The following is a 21,723-nucleotide window of genomic DNA, read 5'->3' as shown; positions in this document are numbered from 1 at the left end:
GCAGTTTATTGTATCGCCGCACACCAGATTTAGCTTTTTTTACCTATGCTCAAGATTGGCCTCATCCGCGAAGGCAAGCGCCCTATTGACCGCCGGGTTCCTCTTACCCCCCAGCAGGCAGCCACCTTTAACAGCCAATACCAACAGGCTACAATTAGCGTACAAAGCAGCTATATACGCTGCTTTACCGATGAGGAATACACCAGCGAAGGCCTTGTGGTACAGGAAGAAATGCAGGACTGCGACGTGCTGATGGGCATCAAAGAAGTGCCGGTACAGGAGCTGGTACCCGGTAAAACTTACCTGTTTTTTTCGCACACCATAAAAAAACAGCCCTACAACCGCCAGCTGCTGCAGGAAATCCTGAACAGGAACATACGGCTCATCGATTACGAACGTATTACTGATGAAGAGGGCAACCGCCTGGTGGCCTTTGGCAAATGGGCCGGTATTGTGGGTGCCTATAACGCCATCTGGACCTGGGGACGACGCTATAATTCCTTCGACCTGCGCCGTGCATTTAAGTGCTATGATTACCAGGACCTGAAAACAGAATTCAAGAAAGTACAGCTGCCGCCCATTCGCATAGTAGTTACCGGTGGCGGTAGGGTGGCCAAAGGAGCCATTGAGGTACTTGAAGGCATGGGCATTAAACGGGTGAGCCCTGAAGAGTTGCTGCAGGATACTTTTACCGAAGCTGTATTTGCCCAGGTGAACAGCCGCCATTACCACTACCGTCGCAACGGCGGAGGCTTCGATCAGGAAGAGTTTTACCAGCATCCGGAGCTGTACGATTCCTCTTTTGCACAGTTTTACCGCAATGCAGACATGCTGATTGCTGCCGCTTACTGGCATCCGGCTGCTCCTGTGCTTTTCTCCCCTGCCGAAGCCGCATCTGCAGATTTCAGGATAAAAATAATAGCCGATATTACCTGCGATATTGACGGCTCCATTCCCTCCACTAAAAAAGCAAGTAATGTAACAGAGCCTATCTATGATTATGTACCTGGCAGCGATAGCATTACCACTCCCTTAGCCGACCAAAAAAACATAACGGTTATGGCCATCGATAACCTGCCCTGCGAACTGCCGCGCGATGCCTCCGAGAGCTTTGGCAATGCCCTGATGCAGCACGTAATGCCACACTTTACAGGTGGCGACAGGCAGGGAATTCTGGCAAGGGCAACCATAACAGAAGGCGGCAAACTAACGCCTGCCTACGCCTACCTGCAGGATTATGTAGATGGTAAAGAGTAAGTCCTCACAACCACTTTTTTCTTCTGAAAATAACGAGCATGGCAACCGTTAGGGTTATCATTACAATCCAGACCAAAAGATAGCCGTAACGCCACCGCAGTTCCGGCATAATATCGAAGTTCATTCCATACACCCCTACAATAAAGGTTAGTGGAATGAAAATGGTTGAAATAATGGTAAGCACCCGCATCACTTCGTTGGTCCGGCTCCCCACTGTAGAGTGGTACAGATCGGCCATGCCCTTTAGCAGATCGCGTGTTACCTCTACAATATCTATGATCTGGGTCATGTGGTCAGAAACATCGCGCAGGTAAATCTGGGTCTGGTCCTGTATTAGCGCAAAATCGCCGCGCTCCAGGCGGTACATTACATCACGTAGCGGCCATACCGAACGCCAGATGGTGAGCATCTCCCGTTTGAGGTGGTAAACAGCATCAAAATTTTCCTTTGAGGCATCTGTAAGCAGCAGCTCTTCGAGCTGGTCGGCACGCTCATCTATTCTGTCCAGTATCACAAAGTAGTTATCAACTACTGTATCGATAAGGGCATAGAGCAGGTAATCGGCACCAGCCCCTCTTATACGGCCCCGGCCTGCACGCAGGCGGTTACGCACCGGTTCAAAAGTATCTCCGGGGCGCTCCTGAAACGAGAGCACAAAATTAGGCCCCAGCAAGAGACTTATCTGCTCCAGGCCTACACTGGCCTTTTCATCATCGTATTCCAGCACCTTTAGCACCACGTACAGGTAGCCTTCCATTGACTCTACCTTGGGGCGCTGCCGGGTACTTACAATATCTTCTATGGTAAGAGGGTGAATTTTAAAATGCCTGCAGATGTGCTCCACCAGTACCACATCATGCACGCCATCAACATTTAGCCAGGTAGTGCCATTTTCGCTTACTGCGTCGATTGCTTTCTGTGGCGTAACGGGAAAAGACTCCTTCAGGCCTTCTTCATTATAAGAAAACAGCTGCATGCTGATGGGAGTATCGGCATGCTCGCCTGTGTATAAAATAGAACCTGGCGGCAGGCCTACCTTCTGTTTGTTTCTTAGGGAAGATGCTATGTTACGGGCCGATTTTATTGCCTGCCTTGCTGTAGATACTTTTTTAGACATACTGCTTTACCACAATTACTGAGCAGCAGGTTAGGCTTTTTTACACAAACCAGCTACCGCTACGCCTGCTGCTACCTTACAAGATATTGATCTTTTGCCGATATGCCAAGCCCTGGCTCAAGCCCAGCAAAACAAGAACAAAGGCTGGTGTAAATAACAAGTAAAAAAAAGCGGCCACCTGGGGTAGCCGCTCTCTCTTCATATATTTATCTGGAATTAACCATTCATGGATACCAGGAACTCGTCGTTATCACGGGTACCTCTCATTCTTTCGAGCAGGAACTCCATGGCCTCCTGTGAGTTCATGTCGCTCATAAACTTGCGCAGGATCCACACACGCTGCAGCGTTTCCTTATCCATCAGCAGATCCTCACGGCGGGTACCGGAAGCAGGCACATCGATGGCAGGGTAAATGCGGCGGTTAGAAAGCTTACGATCCAGCTGAAGCTCCATGTTACCGGTACCTTTGAATTCTTCAAAGATTACCTCATCCATTTTAGAGCCTGTTTCGATAAGAGCGGTAGCAATAATGGTAAGAGAACCACCATTTTCCACGTTACGTGCCGCACCGAAGAAACGCTTGGGCTTGTGCAGGGCGTTGGCATCCACACCACCGGAAAGGATCTTACCGGAAGAAGGAACCACTGTGTTATAGGCACGGGCAAGTCGTGTAATAGAGTCAAGCAGAATAACCACATCGTGGCCGCACTCTACCATTCTCTTTGCTTTTTGTAACACAATGCTCGATACTTTTACGTGTCGCTCTGCCTGCTCATCGAAAGTAGAGGCAATTACCTCTGCCTTTACACTGCGGGCCATGTCGGTCACCTCTTCAGGGCGCTCGTCAATCAGCAGGATAATCAGGTAGCATTCTGGGTGGTTTTCGGCAATGGCATTGGCTATCTGCTTCAGCAATACTGTTTTACCAGTTTTTGGCTGTGCCACAATCATACCACGCTGACCTTTACCAATAGGGGCAAAAAGGTCAAGAATACGGTTGCTGTAATCGCCGGCTGCGGTACTTAACCTAAGCTTCTCCTGAGGGAAAAGTGGGGTAAGGTGCTCAAAGCCAATACGGTCGCGCACCTCTTCGGGTGTTTTACCGTTGATGGTTTCCACGCGCAGCAGCGCAAAATATTTCTCACCTTCTTTAGGCGGGCGGATCTGACCTTTTACCGTATCGCCGGTTTTAAGGTTGAAAAGCTTGATTTGAGAAGGAGATACGTAGATATCGTCCGGGGAGGCAAGGTAATGGTAGTCACTGGAGCGCAGGAAGCCATAGCCATCCTGCATGATTTCCAGTACACCCTCACTGGAGACAATACCATCAAATTCTTTTACAGGTGCAGGAGTTATGGTATCCCGGCGTGTATCGTTACCGGCAGCAGGAGCTTCTGCTTCTGGCTGCTGGTTATCACGGTTACGATCATTACGATCGCCGCGCTCACGTTTATCCGGGCGGCGGTCTTCACCGCGACGGTCTTCACTGCGACGGTCTTCACGGTCCGGGCGGTCATTTTTACGATCTGTTCTGTCGCCACGTTCAGCCTGTGCATCAGCACGGCGGTTTTCACGCTGTTCAGTGCGATCTTCCTCCTGACCGCGGCGGTCGTCGCTACGGCGGTCACCACCGCGACGGTCTTCACCGCGACGTTCACCACCACGAGGGCGCTGGTTACGCTGGCGGCCGTCGGTAGCATCACCACCTTCTGTGCCAGCATCAGTTTCAGGCTCTTCTTCAACAGGGGTAACATTCACGCGGCGGGCAATTCTTGCCTGACGGCGATCCTCCTCCTGCTGCTGACGCTGTTGATCCTCCTGGGTTTGTCCTTCCGGAGCAGATGCTTCCGCAGCCCCATCATCACCGGACCTATCCTTTGTTTCAGCAGAAACAGCCCTGCCCTGTGCCCGATCCGGCCTTTCCTGCCCACGCTCCTGGCGAGATTTATCCTGGCCGGAAGGACCAGAACGCTCTTTACGAGGCCTGTCCTGACCGGGTCTGTCCTGACGGGATCTCTCCTGAACAGTATTTTCTTCTGCGTCTGCTACTACAGCTTCTTCTTCTACAGCATCTGCAGGAGTGGCGGGTTCTTCTACAGGAGCAGGAGAAGCAGCCCTTCGCTTGGGAAGTGCATTTTCAGGCATTACAGCCTGCTGATCCAAAATCTTGTAGATTAATTCTTTTTTGGGCAGTTTTTTGTAGTTTTTTACGCCCATTTCCTCTGCAATCTCTTTCAGTTCCGAAAGTAGCCTGAGATTTAGTTCTTCAATTTTGTACATATCCGGGTGTTAGAACAACGAGTCGGAATGACTACCTAACGAGGGTTGAAATACCTTAAAAGATGAATTATTTTATCCTAAACTGGGTGCTAAAGGTCTTTAAGAAAAGCTTACCTGCCTGTAGCCCGGGGACGGTGACGTCTGAAAGGTTCACAAGTATAGCTAGTATGCTGCGATTTCGCAACAATTATGCGAAATTTTATCTTTAGCCAAAAAAGCCTTTAACCGGGAGCTTAAAGCTGAAAAAATAGTTAATTTTACAGCTAACGCAAGGAATAACCCCTTACGGCATGCTATCAGTATCCTATATAAAAGATAACAAAGACATTGTTATAACTGGCCTCTTAAAGAAAAAGTTTAAGCAGGCAGAAGAAAGTATTGAAAAAGTACTCTCTCTCGACGAAGGCCGGCGCACAACCCAAAAGCGCCTGGACGATCTACTTGCCGAGCAAAACGTAGCTTCAAAGCAAATTGGCCAGCTTATGAAGGAGGGCAGGCGCGAGGAAGCAGAGGCTGCCAAGGCCCGTGTGAGCGATCTGAAGTCGGAAAGCAAAGAGCTTGGCGAACGGCTGCAGCAGTACAGCGATGAGCTTACCCAACTCCTCTATACCATACCCAACGTACCACACGAGCGTGTTCCCGAAGGAAATGGTGCAGACGACAATATTGAGGTTGATAATGGAGGCAGCAAGCCTGCACTGGGTGCTGATGCCCTGCCGCACTGGGAGCTTATTAAGGAGTACGACCTGATAGACTTTGAACTGGGCATTAAAATTACCGGAGCCGGCTTTCCCGTTTATAAAGGCAAAGGTGCCCGCCTGCAGCGTGCACTCATCAACTTTTTTCTCGACGAAGCCCTGGCAGCAGGTTATACCGAATTTACCCCGCCCCTGCTGGTGAACGAAGCCAGTGGTTATGGCACAGGCCAGCTCCCCGACAAGGAGGGACAGATGTACCATGCCACCGCCGATAACCTTTACCTGATCCCAACCGCAGAGGTGCCTATTACTAACCTGTTCAGGGATGTGATTTTACAGGAATCTGAGCTGCCGGTGAAATGTGTTGGCTACACGCCCTGTTTCAGGCGCGAAGCCGGCTCATGGGGAGCCCACGTACGCGGCCTTAACCGCCTGCACCAGTTCGACAAGGTTGAGATCGTTCAGATTACCAAACCTGAAGATTCCTATGCTGTGCTGGAAGATATGCGCCAGCATGCCACAGGCCTGCTGAAAAAGCTGGAGCTTCCTTACCGTGCCATTATTCTGTGCGGGGGCGACATTGGCTTTACCACTGCCCTTACATACGACCTGGAGGTATGGAGTGCTGCACAGGAGCGCTGGCTGGAAGTTAGCTCCGTGAGCAATTTTGAGACCTACCAGAGCAACCGCCTAAGGTTACGCTACAAGCCCGAAGAAGGAAAAGGAAACCTGCCAGCCCACACCCTTAACGGCAGCGCCCTTGCCCTGCCGCGCATTATGGCAGCCCTGCTGGAAAACAACCAGACCCCTGAAGGTATCCGCATTCCTAAAGCACTGCAGCCATACTGTGGCTTTGAGATGATTACAAAGGGCTGAGGTATGAGGTATGAAGTATGAGCGTTGAGATTGTAAAATAGAAACTGCGGCAGACAGCAGTAACACCTTCTGCTATGAAAATAGAGAAACTGAATGTTACTCGGCTCCTTGTCTGCTGTGGCTCATACCCCATACCTCACAGCTCATACCTCATTAAATTTCCTCTTCCCCTGTAGTTTCTATTTTAGATTCTGGCTTTTCGTAGCCGTACCTCTTGTCGAGCCACTCCATTACCGGGTAGGCGCTGAAGCCATGTGCAACAGAGGATACCACAATAACAACCAGCACCGTACCCCACAGCCTTTCTGCTACTCCAAAATCGTAATTGGCCAGGGCATAAGCCAGGTAGTAAACAGAGCCAATGCCCCTGATGCCAAAATAAGAGACAATGGTACGTTGAGCACCCCATATTCTGGAACCTAACAGGCACAGCCAGGCAATAATAGGCCTTACCAGCAGTATGTAAACGAGCGCGTACCAGAGCATATCCCAGCTAAGTGTTGGCCACAAAAACGCCAGCAAACCTCCCAGGAAAATAAGCACCAGCGAGGCTATTACATGCTCCAGGTTGTAAGTAAATTCATGCAAAATAATATTGAACTTATTTGTATGCTCACTTCTGCGAAAGGCATAGGCTGCCACAAAAACCGACATAAAGCCATAGCCCCCAATGGCCTCGGCCCCGGCATAGGAGATAAATAGTACACAAATGGCAATAGCTCCCATACCTTCGGCAAACACAGGCCGCTCCCTGGGCACCCTGAAAACCAGGTAGGCCAGCACCCTGCCCATCAGGAACCCTGCCATAACACCTACTCCAATCTTATATAAAACATCCTGCCAGAACCAGGTAAACAGCCATTCACTGTTAAGTCCCCCCTCCTCGGCCATGTGTATGGCAAAATAAGTAAAGGGAAAGGCGAGCCCATCGTTAAGCCCGGCTTCCGAGGTAAGGGTAAAGCGTACCTTATCGTTCTGTTCATTTGGCGGCCCCACCTGCACATCGCTGGCCAGCACCGGGTCTGTAGGAGCAAGCACAGCCCCCAGCAACACTGCAGCAGCAGGCACCAGCCCCAGCATTGTGGAGCCCAGCCAGGCTCCCACCAGTATACAGAGCGGCATTACCAGAAAAAGCAGGCGACCTGTAGTTTTCCATTCTCCCGAGGTAGGTGGTGTGTCTATTTTCAGGCCTGCTCCCAGCAGCGAAATAATAACGACAAACTCTGAGAGCTTTTCCCAAAGCCGCTGACCAATGCCTGAATAAGGATTAGGTACCTCAATCAGGAAAAATCTAAAAAACAGAAAGCCAGCCAGCACATAAAGTAAAGCAATGGTAAAATGCCTTTTTACTAATATTTGCGGCAGCCACACACCAACCACAAGGGTAAGCCCGGCTCCCAGCATTGCCCATTCGTAGGGATCAAAACTTATTAACTTCATTTTGTAGCAATTCCCTGCTACAACAGGAAATGCCTGCAAGTGGTTAAAATAAAAAAAGCCCCGCCTACAGGCAGGGCTCATAAATGTTTATTGTTTCAGAAGGTTCTGTCACGAAGATTCAACTTCAGTCATGCTACCTCTTAAAATTCAGGATTGTTTTTTCAATAATATCGCAGCACTCATGCAGCTGTTCTTCCGTCATCACCAGCGGGGGCGCAAAGCGAATTATGTTGCCATGGGTTGGTTTGGCCAGCAGTCCTGCCTCTTTGAGTGCCACACATATATCCCAGGCAGTAGAGCTTTGGGGAGAATCGTTGATAACCACAGCGTTGAGCATGCCTTTGCCCCGCACCAGCTTTACCAGGTTTGTTTTACCGATGAGCTGCTCCATTCGCTCCCGGAAAATATTGCCAAGGCGGCGGGCATTTTGCATCAGTCCTTCATCATACACCACCTCCAGGGCTGCCATGGCTACTTTACAGGCCAAAGGATTACCGCCAAAAGTAGACCCATGCTGGCCCGGCTTAATCACATCCATGATCAGGTTATCGGTAAGCACAGCCGATACCGGGTACACGCCACCACTTAGGGCCTTCCCCAGGATCAGGATATCGGGTTTGGTATAATGCTCAGGCTGGCGCTCGCATTTGTTTTCGCAGCTGCAGTTGCCGCATACTGCAAGCAAGCTACCGGTACGGGCAATGCCTGTTTGTATTTCATCAGCAATAAAAAGAACACCATTCTCATGGCATAAGGCTGCCACTTCCCTGATATAGGTGTCGGCGGGCGTAAACACGCCTGCTTCGCCCTGGATGGGCTCTACCAGAAAACCTACTACGTTATCTTCTTCCTGCAGCACCTTTTTTAAGGCCTCTATATTATTATAGGGCACCTTAATGAAACCGGGGGTGTAAGGACCAAAGTTTTTCCGGGCATCTTCATCATTACTGAAGGAGATAATGGTGGTGGTGCGGCCATGAAAATTGCCTTCTGCCACCACTATTTTTGCCTGTGCCTCCGGTACACTACGTTTTTCATAACCCCACTTGCGGCAGATCTTAATGGCAGTTTCTACAGCTTCTGCCCCTGTGTTCATGGGCAGCACCTTTTCAAAGCCAAAATATTCGGTTACATACTTTTCGTACACCCCCAGCACATCATTGTAAAAGGCACGGGAGGTAAGGGTGAGGGTTTCGGCCTGCTCCTTAAGGGCACCAATAATGCGAGGGTGGCAGTGGCCCTGGTTTACAGCACTGTAAGCCGAGAGAAAATCAAAATAACGCTTGCCCTCTACATCCCACACATAAACGCCTTCGCCACGGCTAAGCACTACGGGCAGCGGGTGGTAATTGTGTGCGCCGTAGCGGTCTTCCAACTCCATTGCCTCCTGGCTGGTACGAATTTCAGTAGTCATAACTTAGAATTTAATATCCTTAGGCACTGGCCCGGGCATACACCCAAACCCATACCTTAAAAAAATAGCTCTTTAGCGCTATATACGTTTTCCTCAAATAAAGGGGAATGCTGGTAAATATAGCGATAACAGCACAGAGCATAAAATAGCACACAATAAAAAGCAGGAAATGCCCTATACACCTCCCCAATTCAATTTATGATGAAAATGTTGCTGCCTGAGTATTACCCCTCTGCCTGTAATAATTAAACCTGTGTGGCTAAAATTCTAAACAGCAGGCAGGGGGCCCCTCCCGAATTTGCAGAAAGAAGCTATCTTTGCAAATCTATTAGCGCTGGCGCTGTGTGCCGGGCCAGCCCAGGGCTGGAGAACCATATTCCAGAATAGCAGGCTTGAAATCAAAAAAGGCAGATCCACAACCCCTGCAGTCGGGCGATTACTATTTTAACAGCCAGGGACTGATGGTGTTCACTAAACAGTACCACCTGCGGCGCGGCTACTGCTGTGGCAGCGGCTGCCGGCACTGCCCCTGGCGGCAAAAAAGCCCGCAGCAGGACCGGCAACAGCAGGAAAAAGATAATAAGTAAAATCAGAACAAAAATAGGTTTGCATATTTAAACTAATATCACGATATTTGCAGACTAATTTGAAACAACCATAAGCAATCACAGGCATTGGTAGCTTAAAGCATATATAGTCATGGCCAGAGTTTGTCAAGTAACAGGAAAAAAACCAGTAACGGGTAATAACGTATCACACGCTAACAACAAAACTAAGCGTAAGTTCTATCCGAACCTGCAGAAGAAGCGTTTCTATCTGCCAGAAGAAGACCGTTGGATCACCTTGAAGGTATCTACCCAGGCACTGCGTACCATCAACAAAAATGGCCTGCTGAATACGCTGAAAAAAGCAGCCAGAAAAGGAACATTAAGCTAATCATTCGGATTAACCTCCAATATAAGAAAGCATCATGGCAAAGAAAGGCAACCGTATACAGGTAATTCTGGAGTGCACCGAACAGAAGAATACTAGCGTTCCAGGCACTTCAAGGTATATCACTACCAAGAACCGCAAGAACACAACTGAGCGTTTGGAGCTGAAAAAATACAACCCGAACCTTAAAAAAGTTACTGTACATAAAGAAATCAAATAGTCATGGCTAAGAAGGTAGTTGCAACTCTGAAGAACAAAGAAGCAAAAGGCTTCGCGAAAGTGATCAAAGCCGTGAAATCTCCTAAAACAGGTGCTTACACCTTTAGAGAAGAGATTGTACCGGTTGACTTAGTAAAAGACGCGCTGAAATAAGCACTAAAGCTGTGCTGAAACAGGCACCGAAGAAGCGCTGAAATAAGCCTAATATCATTATTGAATATAACAAAAAAGTCCCGTTGGTTCGGGACTTTTTTGTTATATTCCCCCGGAAAAGCATAATTGCGGAAGCTATGGGTTTTTTTGATTTTTTTAAGGAAAAGCCGGAAGGCAAGCAGGAAAAGCCTCAGGAGAGATCCGGTCTGGACAAACCTGAAGAGAAACAGGAAAAGCTGGACAAGGGTCTGGAAAAGACCAAGGAAAGCTTTTTTTCTAAACTAGGCAAAGCTGTAGCAGGCAAATCGAAGGTAGACGAAGAAGTACTCGATGAGCTGGAAGAAATTCTTATCTCCAGTGATGTTGGCGTGGAAACTACCGTTAAAATTATTCGCCGCATAGAAGAACGCGTAGCCCGCGACCTTTACCTGAATACCAGCGAGCTGGATAGAATTTTACGCGAGGAAGTTGCAGCACTGCTGGCAGAGAATAAATCTGCAGACGTAGAGGGATTTAACATACCCGAGGGTATCAAAAAGCCTTATACTATTCTGGTAGTGGGGGTAAACGGTGTAGGTAAAACCACCACTATTGGCAAGCTGGCTGCCCGTTACAAAGCGCATGGTAAAAAAGTGGTGCTCGGTGCAGCCGATACCTTTAGGGCCGCTGCCGTTGACCAGCTAAAGCTTTGGGGCGAGCGCGTAGGTGTGCCGGTAGTATCACACGGCATGAATACAGACCCTGCTTCTGTAGCTTACGATGCCGTAGAAAGCGGCCAGCGGGAAGGCGCCGATGTAGTGATTATTGATACAGCAGGACGCCTGCATAACAAGGTGGGCCTCATGAACGAGCTTTCAAAAATCAAGCGCGTTATTCAGAAATTTGTACCCGAGGCACCACACGAGGTGCTGCTGGTACTGGATGGCAGCACCGGCCAGAATGCCCTGCTCCAGGCCCGCGAGTTTACGAAAGCCACAGATGTTACCACCCTGGCCATTACTAAACTGGATGGTACAGCCAAAGGCGGCGTTGTCATTGGCATTTCCGAAGAGTTTAAAATACCGGTGAAGTATATTGGCGTAGGCGAAAAAGTAGACGACCTGCAGGTGTTTGACCGCAAAGCTTTTGTAGAGACCATTTTCAAAAGGTAAAGCTGCAGAATCTAAGAGCATGAAGATTTAGATTCTGACCTATAAATAGGAAGGCCCGGGCTTAAAACCCGGGCCTTCTATATTTCTAATGGGTAGCACTGATCCAACGTTCTATGCAATTGCATGTCCGGTAGAACTAAGCCTTGCTTACAGCAATCCCACTCCTACTGCTCCATCACTTTTACTTTAAATGAGCCATTTACCTGAATAGGGGCTTCACTACTGCCATCATCAGGAATAACGGTGCCATCGTAGCTACCGCTCACATACCCGCCAGCCACAGAGCTAATTGTGATAGTGCCTTTAGTGCCGTAATAGCCATAGCTGCCTGCGCTATTCGCAATGGTGATCATAAAAGAATCATCGGGCCAGTTGTACTTGCCAGGTTTGTTGCCTTCTATGGAGAAGCTCACGCTTACCTCTTCGTTATGCATGGTCTGCCCATATATGTTTATCAGCAGGTTATCCTCTAGCTGCTCTGCATCTCCCACTCCCTCCAGTGCCGGATCTACTTTAAACGTTTTTCCTTTTAGCGGGCCACCCGAAAAGCTGATACTGGAAGCCCCTGCATCTTTATCTGCATCGGTCATTAACCTTAGCTCATTCATGGCTTTTTTCATGGCAGGGTTAGCCTCTATTCGCTTTGCGAACTCCATATCAAAGCCTATCTTCAGCAGCTCTGCCACATAGGGCTTCTTCTCCATTCTCTTTTCAAGGGCTTCCTGCTCTGCAGCGGATAAAGACTTTTTCCAGTTTTCGAGCAAAGGCTTAAGCTTCTCTGCACGGGGCCGGAATTCTGCAACCATGCTGTTTAACAGCTTTACCGCTTTGGTATCGTCTCTTTCTTCTTTTACAGCCTTAAGGCGGGCAACATAATCAGTCATAAACTGATCAAACTCTGCCTCCGGTGAGGCAAGCATAACTGCCGCGTAAAGGGCCGTATTAAAAATCAGCCCTATGAGCATTAAGAAAAAAATTCTTTTCATGTGTAAAATAGTTGTAAGTCTGCAAGTTAGGGGAAAGGAAAGAACCCACAAACAAAGAATATCACAACTTAATAGAATTATTTTCCAAGATAAATTTTTATCCTAATCAACGTAGCCCTGGTAATCGATATAGGAGAGCCTGTTTTGCCTGAAACGTAGCCTGATAGAGGTTGGCGCCTGCTCTGCTCTTATCAGGATGCTCTGGGGAACCGCTTTTCTGCCCTGCAGCGGTTCTATATGATTGGTTACTTCCTCCGCAGTCATGCCTACCTCCAGGCCATTGCCCAGGGCAATGCCTGCTTTAGAAAGTGTTGCTGTCTGGAGCAGGTCTCTGTCCTGCAGGCTGTAAAACTGAAAAATGGTGCTATCGCTTTTAATGGTTATTAGTGTATCGATCTGCCCGTCGGTATGCCTGTTGGGCACAGCTTCTTTATTCGTGATCTCAGCCTCGGGATACTTGCGCAACACCTCCTGCACCGACCATTTAGGTGCCATACTGTTCATCAGGCTGTTGCTTTCAAGGGTAGTATCGTCGCCGGCCAGTACTTTTACAGCTACCTCTTCTGTTTCAACACTGTCGCGCAAAGTATTTTTAGCAGGTCCCTCTGTCTGTGGGTTCCGCTCGGTATTTTCGCACGCAAAGCAAAGGCTCATTAGCAGGGCTGTGTAAACAGCCAAAAATCCTGATCTGTATGTCATGGCAAATTTTTTAAAGTGACTGCACGCCATAGTTACGTATTGCTTCCCCTATACGTTCGATTCTGTTTGCCGGATCGGGATGGAGGCTGAAGCAGGCAATGAGTGAACCCACGGCCATTACCATGGAAACGATCCAGCGCATACCCCCCTCCCATTCGTAGCTGGCCATATTAAAAATTGTAGTGGTAGAAGCTAAACTACAAATTGGGCAGATGGTTGGGGCTCAGGTATCGGGTATGAGCTTTAAGGTATAAGGCAGGCACTGCATGATCAGCAGCCAAGCACCCTGCTTCTGCTATGGAATGGTTGTAGCTAAATGTGGACAGGCATTCTGTCTCCTGTGCCTGATACTTCATACCTGGTACAGGAGGCCTCACAGCCAATAGCACTAAAGCTTAAAGCGGTAAAGCAGGTAATAGCTAAAGCCGAAAGTAGAGTTATTGTTGGCATTGCCAAAGCCGGGTATCTCATAAATCCGCACCTGCTCATCGTCCCTGAAGTGGGGCAGCAGCCTTAGGGTAAGATTATAACCAACATTCAGCTGCTTCCATACCCGTGCCTGCATACCGCCACTAAGCTCAAGCCAGCCGGCACTGAGCCCGGTTGAGCTTCTGTTAATGGGAAATGAGCCGTAAAGCTCATCTTCTACAATTCCGGAAAGGCTTTCGTCGAACCAGCTGCGTCCATAGCCTATGCCAATGCTTAGCAGGTTGTTATCAGGATCGCCGGGCATGGCATTCAGGTAAAAACCTACCTTCAGCGCATTACCCCGGTGGTAGTAGGTAGCACTATCGCCAGTGATGTTTGCCTGTGAGTGGGTCCAGTCGAGCATGGCTCCGTAGCGTACCACCTCGCCCGGACCGGCATCCAGCCGCAGGTGCAGGTTGTACAGATCCCTGTCGCCCGAGGCAATACCCTGTATCCAGGATTTCATGTCTACCCCTATCCGCAGGCCATTAATACGCAGGGGCAAATCTGCTGTATCGGGCAGCACAACAGTTTCTCGGGCAACCGTATCGGCAGTGCCCTGCCCCATACCCAGCAGCGGCAGGAGCAGCAGGCAAAAACTAATCAAATACCTGTACATCTGTAGAATCACTGGGTTCTAAAAGTTCTGAATTCACGACCAGGGCTGTATCGAATGTTGTTTTAACCAGGCGAAGCTGGTCAAAGCTAACCTCCAGCGGACAATCGGGTGTAATAAGGCGGTAACGGCGCTGGTAAGTAAGCACCAGGCTATCATTTGGCAGGGGTTCCTGCCCCTCTGCTTCCAGGTGCCGGAACACAAAAGTAGTAGTATCCCTGTTAGGGTCCAGTATCAGCAAAAACCTGCTAATAGGCGTAGTGTCGTTTGCCCAGAAAACATATTCAGTATTTCCGATAAGGGTACTAATCCTCCTGAAATATCGGTCGTCGGTGGTTAGATCCGGGTTATCTACAGGCAGAAACTCCACTACAAAGTTGTTGGTAGCAGAAGAAATGCAGGCCTCTTCGGGCTGACAAGCCCAGAAAGTTGCAGAAAAAACGATTAAGAGGAATAAATAGCGCATGCGTAGCTACAAAGTTATGAATAAGAGCGGCCTCCGGAAACCTACTGATACTTAAATTGTGTTAATTTTGCGATTCGCCGGAAAAAAGAGAGGAAAGAGCCTTTGAAAACCAAAGCTAAGAATACTAAGAAGCATAAAGTAAATATTGTAACGCTGGGCTGCAGCAAAAACCTTGTTGACTCCGAGGTGCTGCTCACCCAATTGCGTGGAAATAATGTAGATGCTACCCACGAAGCCGAAAATGACGACGCCAATGTGGTGGTCATTAATACCTGCGGCTTTATAGATAACGCCAAGCAGGAAAGTATTGATACAATTCTGCGCTATGTAGATGCCAAAGGCGAAGGCCTTGTTGAAAAAGTGTATGTGACCGGCTGTTTAAGCCAGCGCTATGCAGGAGAACTGGAGAAGGAAATACCGGAGGTAGACTCCTGGTTTGGTACCCGCGACCTGCCCCGCCTGCTAAAAACCCTTAAGGCCGACTATAAGCATGAGCTGGTAGGTGAGCGACTGCTTACCACCCACAACCACTATGCTTACCTGAAAATAAGCGAGGGCTGCGACCGCCCCTGCTCCTTTTGCGCCATTCCCCTGATGCGTGGCGGCCATACCAGCCGCCCAATTGAAGAGCTGGTAAAAGAAGCAAACCACCTGGTAAAAGGCGGTACCAAAGAACTACTGCTCATTGCGCAGGACTCTACCTACTACGGACTGGACCTGTACAAGAAACGCAACCTGGCAGAGCTGCTCAACCGCCTGGCCGATGTGCAGGGCGTAGAGTGGATTCGCCTGCACTATGCCTTCCCCACCGGCTTTCCGCTGGATGTGCTGGACGTAATGCGTGAGCGCCCCAATATTTGCAAGTACCTGGATATTCCGCTGCAGCACGGCAGCACCGAGGTGCTGAAGCAAATGCGCCGCGGCACTACCCGTCAGAAACAGGAAGAGCTGATCCATACCATCCGCGAAAAAGTGCCTGGTATTGCCATCCGCACTACCTTTATTGCGGGCCACCCTGGCGAAGGCAGAGCAGAGTTTGAGGAAATGCTGGATTTTGCAGAGCGAATGCGCTTTGAGCGCCTGGGCGTGTTTACCTATTCGCACGAAGAAAACACCCACGCCTACAGCATGCAAGACAGCGTACCTGATGAAGAAAAGCAACAGCGTGCCGATGAGCTGATGGAACTGCAGGAAAGTATTAGTGCAGAACTAAACCAGGAGAAAATAGGTAAAACCTTCAAAGTGCTCATCGACAAAAAAGAGAGCGGTTACTATGTTGGCCGTACCGAACACGATTCGCCTGAGGTAGATAACGAGGTACTTATAGATGCCAGCCAGCACTATTTACGCGTGGGCGATTTTGCTGATGTTACCATCACAGATGCCTCAGAGTTTGACCTTTATGGTGAGCCAATGGCTCAATGAGCATAACAATTACAGCATAAGCCAGCCTTAGGGTTGGCTTTTTTTTCGCCCCATGTTAGCTGATACAGAAGTTTATTGAACTTCTGTATCTAAAAATTTTCAAAAAATTACAGTATGCCGATAAATAGTATGTAATATTCCAGGCAGATTCTTAGGCCAGGCTGATGTAATAAATCAGACCGGAACAATACACATCCCATATTTTCACAAAATAGTAATACTATTGAGGGTTTGTCTCTCCTGCGAAAAAGATCCACTTATTATTTTAGTTGAGGACTTTGCGCCTACACCTTTCTTTTACAGCTTTTTAACATCGGTAGTATATTTTATTACACAATGATCCTATACGAACACTCCTTTTACAGGTGAAAAGTGTTAAAAAGCTTTACTGGTGAAAAAATTCAACACAATCTGCCAGATAAATAGGCTTCTGTTGGTAGGTTCTTTGTAAGAATAAGGGTTTTCCCTTAACACTAAGGGGAAACCCTTAGGTGAGTTAAGGCTTTGGATTGGTTTTTTAGCCTGTGCTATTTCAATGACATTTGTCATAGTGGTTCTCTATCCTCCATTTATGCGCAGAAAACTTGTTCTCTCTCTTGTACTGACAAGCCTGCTCCTGTTCATTCTTACTATTTTCTGGCAACAGGAAATAAAGTATCTCACGCCAACCCCCATTCCGCCGGGTTATAGTCGTGTAGCCCTAAGGCAAGCAATTGATTTAACTGAATTAGGAGAAAATAATCAGAAAAAGCCTGTACTCCTCCATTTCTTTAATCCCAACTGCCCCTGCTCCCGCTTCAACACCGATCATTTTGTTTCGCTGGTAAAGGAGTATGGCAATGAAGTAAGCTTCTATGTAGTGCTACAATATAGTAATGACAGGGAAGCTGTAGCGCAGATGCTGGCTACTTACGGCATTGAACTGCCTGTACTAACCGATGAACACCAGGCGCTTGCCCAAATATGCGGTGTTTACTCAAGCCCCCAGGCCGTGATTGTAGATAGTAACCAGCAGCTGTTTTATCGCGGAAACTACAACAGGTCGCGGTACTGTACCGACAGGCAAACAAGTTATGCGCGCCTTGCCCTGGAAGCACTCCGTGCAAGAACAGCTCCTCCTACTCCATCAGCACTGGCGACAACAGCTTATGGCTGCGCGCTTAAAGACAACGGACCCTCATTCTTGAACCTTCTAAACTTCTAACCAAAGCATGACCATTTCAATTTCAGAAAATCAGGCAGTAATAAGCCAGGGGTACAAAACTTTCCTTTCCGAACGTTACCGCGAAGCCGATCGTAATACAAGCTATTTTATATACAGTTTCTTTGTACTGGGTGTGTTCATGGCATTTTTTTATGATACCTGGCTGTTAGCGCTGGGGGTTGGTGGCACCAGCCTGGTAGCTTACCTGCTTTGCAAAGTTCTGATTCCGGGCACCCTGCTCTCTCGCATGGTAATCAGCTCAGTGTTTGCCATTTACATGCTTCAGTTTATAGCACAGATGCATGGCATGTTCGAAATGCACTTTTTCTTTTTTATCAACATTGCCATTCTGATCATTTACCAGGATTGGCGCATTATGCTGCCTTACACACTTATTGCTGCCGTGCATCATGGAGTTTTGTTTGGCCTGCAAATGAACGGCTACGAGGTAAAGGAATACATCATTAACCTGGATACCATCAGCTATACAATGATAGGCTTTCACCTTGGTTTGGTTGCCCTTATGGGAGCTGTTTGCGGATGGTGGAGCATCGTGCTGCAAAAAAGAAGCAGGCAGGATTACCTGAATAAGACTAGGCTGGAGAGCCAGCTGGAAAACATGCAGAATAATATAGCATTTGCCAGTGAGATCAGCAGGGGAAACCTGGCTGCCAGGTATGCATTGAATGAAGAAGACCCCTTGGGTAAATCTCTGGTTGAGATGCGCAACAGCCTGGTTGAAGCAGCACAAAAAGAAGAGCAGGAAAAGTTTAAAAACACAGGACTTGCAGAAATCAGTGATATACTAAGAAACAGTTCGGCCAGTCTGGAAGATCTGGCGAACCAGGTACTTACCAGGATTATTAAGTACATGAACATCAACCAGGGCGGCCTGTTCATCTTAAAAAAAGAAGCAGACGGGGCCTGTCTTGAGCTACTGGCCAGCTATGCCTACAACCGCAAAAAATACATCAGCAAAAAAATAGAAGTTGGTGAAGGTTTACTGGGACAGGCTGCCCTGGAGAAAGACACTGTTTATCTTACAGATATTCCCAAGGACTATGTAAACATCACTTCCGGTCTGGGTGAGGCCCGTCCTAATTGTGTACTCATCGTTCCTATAAAATCTAACGACGAAGTTGTGGGTGTTATGGAGTTTGCTTCATTCCAGGTGTTTGAAACCCACCAGATCGAATTCCTGGAGAAGCTCTCTGAAACCATTGCCTCTACCATTATTTCTGTACAGGTAAACCAGCACACCAAACTGCTACTGGAGAAATCGCAGCAACAGGCCGAGGAGCTCAGGGCACAGGAAGAAGAAATGCGCCAAAATATGGAGGAGATGGAGGCCACACAGGAAGAACTGCACCGAAAAGAAATTGAGACCAGGGGCCAGCTGTCTGCAATAGATAATACACTGGCCACTGTAGAATTCGATATGCAAGGCATGGTGCGTACTGCCAATGAATCATTCCTGAAGCTTTTAGGCTACTCCCTGGAAGAAATAAGAGGCAAACACCATCGCATACTTTGCGAAAGTTCCTTTGCCGCATCAGCTGAATACACCAACTTCTGGGAACAGCTAAAGAGTGGCATCAGCTTCAAAAATGATTATAAGCGTATCAGCAAACAAGGTAAAGAAATCTGGTTATACGCCACCTATACCCCTGTTACTGACAGTAGCGGTAAACCTTATAAAGTAATTAAGCTGGCTTTTGATATAACCAAAGATAAACAAAAGCAGCTTGATCTGCAGGGACAGGTAGAGGCCATCAACAATTCAAGTGCAGTAATAGAATTTACGCCTGAAGGTAAAATAGTAAGGGCCAACTGGATATTCCAGGATTTAATGAAGTACAGCGAAAGTGAATTAGTTGGTAAACATCACAAGATTTTTGTTAGCGAAGAAGACAGCAAATCCCCGGACTATCAGGAACACTGGTTAAAGCTAAAAGAAGGAGAAGCTGTTCAGGGGGAGTTTAAGCGCGTTGACAAGAACGGGAACACCATCTGGATAAAAGGCATCTACGGACCAGTGCTCGATATGAACGGCAATGTTGTGAAGATTGTAAAACTGGCACAGGATATTACCGCAGAAAAACAGCTGCTTAACTGGGCCAGGGAGCAAAAGGAAGCTCTGGAACAAAATACAGAACATGAAAGTATGATGGCATAAAACATCAGGTATAACAGCTTTTAAAAAATACTCATATATGGACAAGCGATCAGAAGATTTAAATAATCTGCTAAACAGGCTAAGAGAACTCAATAAGCTTTTAGCTTCCCAGATAGTTCTGGCACATCAGGAGTTGCAAATGCGTAAAAGCAGACTAATTCAGCAACAGCCAGACAACCCGGTTGCTACTTTCAGAAGCAAAGCAGATGTATCTATCGTAGCACTCATGTGGCAGGAACACCTAAACTAAAGCATATACATACAGCCGCAGCTCTTCACTGCCAGGAACAATCCATCAGATCCCTTGTGCTGCACGAGCCCGTTAAAGCATAACCTAAAGAAAGTACACCCTGCTTTTTACAGCAGGGTGTGTTTTTATAGCCCATTTTACAGTAAACCAACGCCCGACATTTGTTATTAGAAATTTATACTAGAAGGTGTATCTTTCAGGCATTATCATGCAGAAATAAAGATGAATCCTTTATTTGATACGCTGGAATCAAATTTTATGCCTCATGGCCATTGCTACTACTGGGAGCCATACATCCTCTGGTCGCATGCCATTTCCGACAGTATTATTGCCCTGGCATACCTGACAATACCCCTTAGCCTGATAAAGATTGTTCGCAGCCGCAAGGAAGATGACTTTGCCTATATGTGGATGCTCATTCTCTTTGCCGCTTTTATCCTGGGCTGCGGTGCAACACATATCATGGATGTTGTTAACATCTGGGAGCCCTGGTATTTAACAGACTCTGCCATACGTATCATCACTGCCCTTGCATCTATAGGTACCGCCATTATGCTGATGCGTATTACACCACAGCTTATTATGCTGCCCAGCGGGCGCAGGTGGAAGGAAATGAATGAAGAACTAAGGGCGCTGAATGAACAACTGGAGCAAAAAGTAAAAACACGTACAGAAGAGCTGGAGAAGCTGGCTGCCCATTATAAATTCATGACCGATGCCATTCCTCAGATTGTCTGGTCAGCGAACCCCGATGGCAAAACTGATTACCTGAATAAAACATGGTATACCTATACCGGCCAGGACGAACAGCTTACAAGTACTGGCAACTGGCAACAGCTCGTTCACCCGGATGACCTGGCAACAGCTCGTGGAAGCTGGAAAGAATCTATGGAAAAAGGGATTCCTTTTGAGGCAAAGATGCGTATTGCCGATAAAACAGGTGAATACTGCTGGTTCCTGACCCGTGCGTTACCCATGACAAACAATAAGGGGCAGCTTGAAAAATGGTTTGGCACCTCCACCAACATTAACGACCAGATTGTTAAAAACCAGGAGCTGGAACGAACCAACGAAGAGCTGGATAATTTTGTATATACTGCCTCACACGATCTTAAAACCCCTATTCTGAATATTGAAGGTTTGCTGCAGCTGATCAAATCAAAGGTACCTGCCGGAGAAAACAAAGACCTTCTGAACATCTACTCCCGCATCGATAAATCTGTAAACCAGCTAAAGGAGACCATCCACGATCTTGCCGACATTACCCGCATACAACGCGAATCTGCCGAAGAATCGCACTGGATTAACCTGCCGGAATTAATTGAAGAGTTTAAAGTAAACCACCAGCTCTTGTACGAAAGTACTGCTGCCACCCTGGAGGCCGACCTGGAAGAGGAGGAGATCTGCTGCATCTCCCGTAAGCATATGCGCAGCCTGCTGGATAACCTGCTTAGCAATGCCTTAAAATACCGCCACCCCAGCAGACCACCGCATGTACAGATAAAGTCCGAACAGGAAGACCACTGGTACAAAATCTCCATTCATGACAACGGCATAGGCATTGCACCGGAACATCAGCCCAGGGTCTTTGATATGTTCAAGCGCTTTCATAGCCACACCCCGGGAACAGGCGTGGGCCTGTACATAGTAAAGAAGATTATAGAGAAATACGCTGGCCGCATTACAGTGCAAAGTGCTCCAGAAATTGGCACCACCTTTACAGTTTGGTTAAAACAGAAGGGATAAGAATCTAAGCGCTGAACATGCAGCGGCTAATGCCTCCTTACTCATTATATAGGCCAAAAAAAAGAGCTAAACCAGCAGTCTGATGCAATAAATGCCCTACCAGATAAAGAGGCGCTGCACATTTGCAACTACAATCAAAAGCACAGGAG

At 47.8% G+C, this 21,723-nt stretch carries 21 protein-coding genes; 12 read left to right on the top strand and 9 right to left on the bottom strand.

Features of this window, described 5'->3' with window-relative positions:
* Window positions 1–45: 45 nt before the first annotated feature.
* Window positions 46–1,257, top strand: coding sequence for an NAD(P)-dependent oxidoreductase (locus KWJ01_RS11885; protein ID WP_224996665.1), 1,212 nt, complete (start codon window positions 46–48; stop codon window positions 1,255–1,257).
* A 4-nt stretch (window positions 1,258–1,261) separates the two neighbouring features.
* On the opposite strand, the gene corA is transcribed toward KWJ01_RS11885, so the two are convergent.
* Together corA and rho are read right to left on the bottom strand one after the other, a co-directional pair.
* Complete coding sequence (gene corA / locus KWJ01_RS11880; protein WP_224996664.1) at window positions 1,262–2,374, bottom strand: magnesium/cobalt transporter CorA; 1,113 nt, start codon at window positions 2,372–2,374, stop codon at window positions 1,262–1,264.
* 216 nt (window positions 2,375–2,590) lie between these two features.
* Window positions 2,591–4,654 (bottom strand): transcription termination factor Rho, encoded by a 2,064-nt coding sequence (rho, locus tag KWJ01_RS11875; RefSeq protein WP_224996663.1) that lies wholly within the window; start codon window positions 4,652–4,654, stop codon window positions 2,591–2,593.
* Between the two features lie 290 nt (window positions 4,655–4,944).
* Here rho and serS point away from each other — a divergent pair, with 290 nt between their 5' ends.
* Window positions 4,945–6,228, top strand: a complete 1,284-nt coding sequence (serS, locus tag KWJ01_RS11870) for a serine--tRNA ligase (protein ID WP_224996662.1) — start codon at window positions 4,945–4,947, stop codon at window positions 6,226–6,228.
* Between the two features lie 153 nt (window positions 6,229–6,381).
* Here serS and KWJ01_RS11865 read toward each other — a convergent pair whose 3' ends face one another.
* Both KWJ01_RS11865 and rocD read right to left on the bottom strand, forming a co-directional pair.
* Window positions 6,382–7,668 carry a sodium:proton antiporter gene (locus tag KWJ01_RS11865; RefSeq protein ID WP_224996661.1) on the bottom strand — a complete coding sequence of 429 codons (1,287 nt, stop codon included), beginning with the start codon at window positions 7,666–7,668 and terminating at the stop codon, window positions 6,382–6,384.
* Window positions 7,669–7,801: 133 nt separating this feature from the next.
* Window positions 7,802–9,082 carry an ornithine--oxo-acid transaminase gene (rocD, locus tag KWJ01_RS11860; protein WP_224996660.1) on the bottom strand — a complete coding sequence of 427 codons (1,281 nt, stop codon included), beginning with the start codon at window positions 9,080–9,082 and terminating at the stop codon, window positions 7,802–7,804.
* Window positions 9,083–9,474: 392 nt separating this feature from the next.
* Here rocD and KWJ01_RS11855 point away from each other — a divergent pair, with 392 nt between their 5' ends.
* From KWJ01_RS11855 to ftsY, 5 genes are all read left to right on the top strand, one after another.
* Window positions 9,475–9,669 (top strand): DUF5522 domain-containing protein, encoded by a 195-nt coding sequence (locus tag KWJ01_RS11855; RefSeq protein WP_224996659.1) that lies wholly within the window; start codon window positions 9,475–9,477, stop codon window positions 9,667–9,669.
* A gap of 112 nt (window positions 9,670–9,781) precedes the next feature.
* A complete protein-coding gene (gene rpmB / locus KWJ01_RS11850; RefSeq protein WP_224996658.1) occupies window positions 9,782–10,018 on the top strand; it encodes a 50S ribosomal protein L28 in 237 nt (78 codons plus the stop codon).
* Window positions 10,019–10,052: 34 nt separating this feature from the next.
* Entirely contained in the window at window positions 10,053–10,235 is a 183-nt protein-coding gene (gene rpmG / locus KWJ01_RS11845; RefSeq protein WP_224996657.1) for a 50S ribosomal protein L33, read from the top strand.
* Window positions 10,236–10,237: 2 nt separating this feature from the next.
* Window positions 10,238–10,387, top strand: a complete 150-nt coding sequence (locus KWJ01_RS11840; RefSeq protein ID WP_009196815.1) for a DUF4295 domain-containing protein — start codon at window positions 10,238–10,240, stop codon at window positions 10,385–10,387.
* Window positions 10,388–10,524: 137 nt separating this feature from the next.
* The gene (gene ftsY / locus KWJ01_RS11835; protein ID WP_224996656.1) at window positions 10,525–11,538 is read left to right on the top strand and encodes a signal recognition particle-docking protein FtsY; all 1,014 of its coding nucleotides are present in this window, start codon (window positions 10,525–10,527) and stop codon (window positions 11,536–11,538) included.
* Window positions 11,539–11,702: 164 nt separating this feature from the next.
* Here the strand turns inward: ftsY and KWJ01_RS11830 are convergent, their stop codons facing one another.
* The 5 genes from KWJ01_RS11830 to KWJ01_RS11810 all read right to left on the bottom strand — a co-directional run bounded on the left by KWJ01_RS11830 (window position 11,703) and on the right by KWJ01_RS11810 (window position 14,773).
* Window positions 11,703–12,524, bottom strand: a complete 822-nt coding sequence (locus tag KWJ01_RS11830; RefSeq protein WP_224996655.1) for a hypothetical protein — start codon at window positions 12,522–12,524, stop codon at window positions 11,703–11,705.
* A gap of 102 nt (window positions 12,525–12,626) precedes the next feature.
* The gene (locus KWJ01_RS11825; RefSeq protein ID WP_224996654.1) at window positions 12,627–13,223 is read right to left on the bottom strand and encodes a hypothetical protein; all 597 of its coding nucleotides are present in this window, start codon (window positions 13,221–13,223) and stop codon (window positions 12,627–12,629) included.
* 10 nt (window positions 13,224–13,233) lie between these two features.
* Window positions 13,234–13,392, bottom strand: coding sequence for a hypothetical protein (locus KWJ01_RS11820; protein WP_224996653.1), 159 nt, complete (start codon window positions 13,390–13,392; stop codon window positions 13,234–13,236).
* Between the two features lie 219 nt (window positions 13,393–13,611).
* Complete coding sequence (locus KWJ01_RS11815) at window positions 13,612–14,310, bottom strand: DUF6048 family protein (protein WP_224996652.1); 699 nt, start codon at window positions 14,308–14,310, stop codon at window positions 13,612–13,614.
* On the bottom strand, window positions 14,291–14,773 hold the full coding sequence (locus KWJ01_RS11810; RefSeq protein WP_224996651.1) for a hypothetical protein: 483 nt from the start codon (window positions 14,771–14,773) through the stop codon (window positions 14,291–14,293). Before KWJ01_RS11810 ends, KWJ01_RS11815 begins: the two co-directional genes overlap by 20 nt.
* Before the next feature lie 102 nt (window positions 14,774–14,875).
* On the opposite strand from KWJ01_RS11810, the gene rimO reads away from it, so the two are divergent.
* From rimO to KWJ01_RS11785, 5 genes are all read left to right on the top strand, one after another.
* The gene (gene rimO / locus KWJ01_RS11805) at window positions 14,876–16,198 is read left to right on the top strand and encodes a 30S ribosomal protein S12 methylthiotransferase RimO (protein ID WP_224996650.1); all 1,323 of its coding nucleotides are present in this window, start codon (window positions 14,876–14,878) and stop codon (window positions 16,196–16,198) included.
* Window positions 16,199–16,769: 571 nt separating this feature from the next.
* On the top strand, window positions 16,770–17,402 hold the full coding sequence (locus KWJ01_RS11800) for a redoxin family protein (RefSeq protein ID WP_224996649.1): 633 nt from the start codon (window positions 16,770–16,772) through the stop codon (window positions 17,400–17,402).
* A gap of 7 nt (window positions 17,403–17,409) precedes the next feature.
* The gene (locus KWJ01_RS11795) at window positions 17,410–19,578 is read left to right on the top strand and encodes a PAS domain S-box protein (protein ID WP_224996648.1); all 2,169 of its coding nucleotides are present in this window, start codon (window positions 17,410–17,412) and stop codon (window positions 19,576–19,578) included.
* A 37-nt stretch (window positions 19,579–19,615) separates the two neighbouring features.
* Window positions 19,616–19,828, top strand: coding sequence for a hypothetical protein (locus KWJ01_RS11790; protein WP_224996647.1), 213 nt, complete (start codon window positions 19,616–19,618; stop codon window positions 19,826–19,828).
* A 222-nt stretch (window positions 19,829–20,050) separates the two neighbouring features.
* Complete coding sequence (locus KWJ01_RS11785; protein ID WP_224996646.1) at window positions 20,051–21,574, top strand: ATP-binding protein; 1,524 nt, start codon at window positions 20,051–20,053, stop codon at window positions 21,572–21,574.
* The last annotated feature ends 149 nt before the right edge of the window (window positions 21,575–21,723 follow it).

It is taken from the genome of Cesiribacter sp. SM1 (genome assembly GCF_020178975.1).
Lineage (GTDB): Bacteria > Bacteroidota > Bacteroidia > Cytophagales > Cyclobacteriaceae > Cesiribacter.
Note: the sequence above shows the minus strand (reverse complement) of the source record. Positions and strands in the feature narration are given on the sequence as shown.